The sequence below is a fragment of the Schlesneria sp. genome, from assembly GCF_036405755.1.
Lineage (GTDB): Bacteria > Planctomycetota > Planctomycetia > Planctomycetales > Planctomycetaceae > Schlesneria > Schlesneria sphaerica.
The window spans coordinates 1-4,533 of sequence record NZ_DASWWZ010000179.1 but is presented as its reverse complement, the minus strand read 5'-3'; the positions used below and the strand labels follow the sequence as shown (position 1 = coordinate 4,533).

Annotated in this window: 1 protein-coding gene; it reads right to left on the bottom strand. The window is 57.3% G+C overall.

The window, feature by feature from the left end; translation table 11 throughout:
• Positions 1 to 244: 244 nt before the first annotated feature.
• A complete protein-coding gene (locus tag VGE80_RS05920; protein WP_440592007.1) occupies positions 245 to 4,477 on the bottom strand; it encodes a DUF1592 domain-containing protein in 4,233 nt (1,410 codons plus the stop codon).
• Positions 4,478 to 4,533 lie beyond the last annotated feature (56 nt).

Below are 4,533 nucleotides of genomic sequence, written 5' to 3'. Positions count from 1 at the left end.
CGGTTGAATGGATGCGAGACGGGCGACATGTCACGGCGCATGGCAAGGTTCCTTCGCAATTCGTTTTCAGATTGGTGAGGTCATCAACGTCAGAAAGTAAGGGGCAAAGTGAGCGGGTAATAGCGATCCTGGTATGGCATTGGCGCCCGGTTTCTTCACATTTGCAGCCCTGCTAGGGGATGCGGCGGGCACTCTTGCCGACGAATTCAAGTACACGAACAGCGTTCCGTTGTAGAGCTGTATTCTACTCCGGGACATTGCCACGTTGGAACCTGAATTGTTGACTACGAAGGATTGTTTCGACCGCGGCCGAGAATCGGTAATCATTCGATTGCAGGTTCGCGATCATTTCATCCAACAACGGTTCGTCAGACAACTGGACACCACGGGCGAGCGAATAACCGAGCAATTTCTTGCAGAAATGTTTCAGGAAATCGTTGCGACGGGCCTGCAGGAGATAATCTCGTAGACCAGACTCGCCGGTAAACCGCGTTCCGTTGGGCAGTTCGACGTTGACGTCGATGACTCGTCCACCCAGATCGCGATCACGACGGCGGCCAATCGCATCGAATCCCTCCAGCGAAAAGCCGAAGGCATCGATCCGGTCGTGACAATGAGCACACGCCGCAATACTGCGATGCTTTTCGGTCAATTCGCGGACGGTCAGATCTGTATCCGTTTCGCTTTCGGGCAGTGGTGGAATATTCGCCGGTGGCCGCGGCAGCTTTTCCCCCAGCAGGCTTTCGAGCACCCAGTTGCCGCGCAGAATGGGACTGGTGCGCGAAGCACCCGATTGCTGCGCCAAGGTGGTCGCGAAGGTCAGGATACCTCCCCGGCCGTACTGTCTAATGCCCTCAACGCGTCGCCATTCAGGACCGTTTACGCCGGGGATTCCATAGTGCTTCGCGAGGGGTTCGTTCAGGAAGGTGTAGTCGGCATCCAGAACATCCAGTACCGAGCCGTCCCGTTGGAACAGGTCCACGAAAAACTGGACCGTCTCTTCATACATGTCATCACGCAAGTCACTGAACGTGGGGAAGACTTGATCGCTTTTTTCACTGTGCGAATCGAAGTCTCTCACCCCCAGCCACTGGCAGGCGAATTCGGTCGACAGCGCACGAATCCGTTCTGATTTCAGCATTCGTCTGGCCTCGGCCACCAGCGTATCGGGTTCGTGCAGGTGTTCTGCGCTCGCCAGATGATTCAGCTCGGCATCGGGTGGTGCAGACCAGAGGAAATAGCTCAGGCGGCTAGCCAGTGCCCAATCATTCACAGGGACGATTTCTGTTTCTGCCGTCGTAATCGCAGCGAACGGTTCGACGCGATAGAGAAACGCAGGAGCGATCAGGACGCGTGCCAGCGTAAAACGGAAGGCCTCTTCATGGGGCAGCTCCTGCTCGCGCAGTTTCCGGTAGAGACTTCGCAGATCGTGGGTTTCCTGATCTGTGAGCGGTCGGCGATAGGCTCGGCTGGCGAACTGAATCAACTGATCGAGCTGACGGGGCTCGGCATCCACCAGTTCCTGCTCAAACTGCTTTGCGCGATCATAAATCGGTTTTCGCAGGGGTTCAAAAACCTTTGGGTCGGCATCCTGGGTGGCAAACTCCATCAACTGGTTGTAGGCATCGACCAGGGTCAGGGCATCTCGACTGACGAAATGAAGTTCGCTCCACAGGCGGTCCAGTTTCCTCGCCTGCTCTTCATTGAGCATCAGGTTGACCAGGTGACGGTCTTCGCGGAAGAAGAGCGTCAACGTGACAACTTCGTCCACAGGGACAATGCGCGAATAGCACAGTGCCGCTGGGAACAGGTTGCGGAACGATTCAAATCCCGCTTCAACGCGTTTTCGGGCCGTGCTGGAATCGCTAACGAGAATCGGCGTTGAGTGCTGCAGCACCCATTTGTTGTCCGTCCACTGGCTATTTGCATTAACCGCGGTCACTTTACTGGCGATCAAACCCGCAGCCGCGTCTGGTTTCGTTGTCAGGACCTGAAGTTGAACGGTACCTTCCTTGCCCGTCTCGGGATGAAGGATGCCTGACGTGACGAGTTCGTATCCCGCTGCAAAATCGGCTGGCAATCGAACTTCGAGGACGGAAGGGGCCTTAACGCAAAGGCTTTCCGATTCGATCTTCTGGCCATTCGGGTGAACTCCGAAGAGCGCGGGGTCGGGACCCCAGACGTCTGATTTCGCAGACGTTCCCGCAGTTTTGTTTTCTTTCAAGGCCGGTAGAGGCATTCCTCCGAAGAGTGGACCATTGAGGGATCGAAGCTGACGTCGCAGTTCCTGATCCGCGGTCTTTCCATTCTCGCGAGGTTCTTCGATCAGCAGTCTTTGAATTTCCTCCGCCAATTTCTGTCGGGCCGCAGGATCCTTCTCGACTTGCCACTTCGCCAGGAGTGACCCCTCGGGGATGACAGGTCCCTGGGACGCACTGTTGACGGGCTCTGTATAGAAGTGCCAGATCCCTTCGTTGCCGAAACGATCGGCATGAGGGTTACCGGCATGAATATCGGGAGACACGTCGGCGGAAAGGTCCCAGGACCGGCCACCGCTTTCCGTAGAGGTGATTGTCAGATCGATGGCGGTCAGATCGCACGAATGATTTCCGTCGCGTGGTCCAATCAGCAGCGAGATGACGTCCTCGGGCTGAACTTTCAGATCGGCGATCGGATCGGCGACCACAACCCGGTCGCCATGAGAAATTCCGTTCCGCAGTCGCTGCCGCGTTGCACCGCGCCGCAATTCGAGAGTCCAAGTGACCCCGTTCCCGCACTCGGGATGAGCATGCTGGATTTTGGCTTCCACACGAACGGTCGCGGACACCGGACTCTTCCACCCGACCACGGCCTGACGGTCCGGTGATGGGTGAACGGTGACTCCGTGGGGCTTGAGATTTCCCGGAATCCGAACGTGCTCGTCCGACGAGTTGACCACCATCAGGGGCGTCTCGTGACTTCCCCAACCTTTGGCAAAAACGTAACCCGAGACGTTCGAAAGCTGATTTGTGAAGTAGTTTTCGATCTGAACGTGCCCACCCGTCCCGACCCCGAGGTAGTTCAACCAGGCAGCGAGCAGGTCAGCATCGACTTTGTGACGCTTTGCAAGGTCCGCAAGTTCGACGTTACCCTGGGCGGCACCCGCTTCGGTGGCTGCAGCCAGACATCGGACTGTTGCTGCAAAGGAGCGATCACGCCGCTCGGCCAGTTCAGCAGTGACTCGTCGGACATCCCGCAAGAGCACATCCGGCCGGCCGGGTGCGACCAGGCGAGGCTGCTGCCAGACGACGTAGTCATGTTCGTTACCATCTCCGCCGTCCATGGTCGTGAGATAGACCGAGACCTGCTCGCCGTCGCTTGACGCGGGCAGTTTCATGCGGATGTCGGTTCGGGTGGTGATGGGACTGACAGGCTCCATCCACGCCTTGGGGCCACCCACTTTGCCGATATGTCCGATGCTGGTGAATCGCCATAATGCCTGCTGCCACTGAGCGATCTCTGCAGCGATTTGCGGAGTGTCCTTGGGCGTCGCGTCACGCCACTGGCTGCGAAGTCGATCGAACAGAAACGAAGGTTCCTCGCTGGTCAGCGTACTCCAGAGCATTCGCAGATACTTCGGACTCAGGCTTCGTTCTTCCGCGACTTTCTCGATTGTCTTTCGCCCTGATTTCAGAGCGTCTCGTTCCTCCAGCGTTGCCAGCAGATACTTCTTGACGGGCAATCGGCCGCCACCATTGGTATCGAAAACGATTCCCTGCAGGTTGACCTGCGTTCCCCCCTCAGCGTCGGTAAATTCGCCATACACTCCACGAATCTGGGCGAGCAACTCGTCCGTCCAGTCGCGCGGAGTCACCGTCGCAGAGAACCGAAAGCCGTGTGGCAAGAGGATCGCGTGATTGGCGATTTCTTTGGCGGCGTCAAAATACTTGGTGACCATCGCCGGAGACATGGCGAGCGCGTTGCCCAGGTTCGTAAACCCTTCGCCCGCTGCGCTGTCGACCGGAAATTCTCGAGCTGGCGAGAGTGTGGGGACGCCCGTCAGTTCTCGAATCGTGTTGGTATATTCAACATTATTGAGACGCCGCAGCACGACTCGTCCTGGATCACCGGCTCTCGATTTGGCTTCCAGTTTCAGGTATCCGCGCACCCATTGCTTGAGCCGGGTTCGCTCGGCGTCAGTCGGCTGGGGAGCGTCCTTGGGCGGCATCTGACCGCTCTCAAGCATCTCGTTGACCTTCTGCCAGACTTCCGGATGATTGCGCACTTCGTCCAGCGAGGGAAACGCGGTCAGATCGATGTCCGCTTCGCTGAGCTCGGGTGAGTGACAGTTGTCACAAGTGCGAGAAATTATCCGACGAACGTCGTTAGAGTAGGATCGAGAGAACTCAGAAAAGTCCGTCGGCTCAGCGGCGAGCGTGATCCCGCAGGTCACGATGGAACCAGCGACTACCCAATTGAGAAATCTTACCATCTGCATTCGTCGCGCTCCGAATGATTGAATGAACCTCAATGTCCGTGCCCCATCATCGCAGG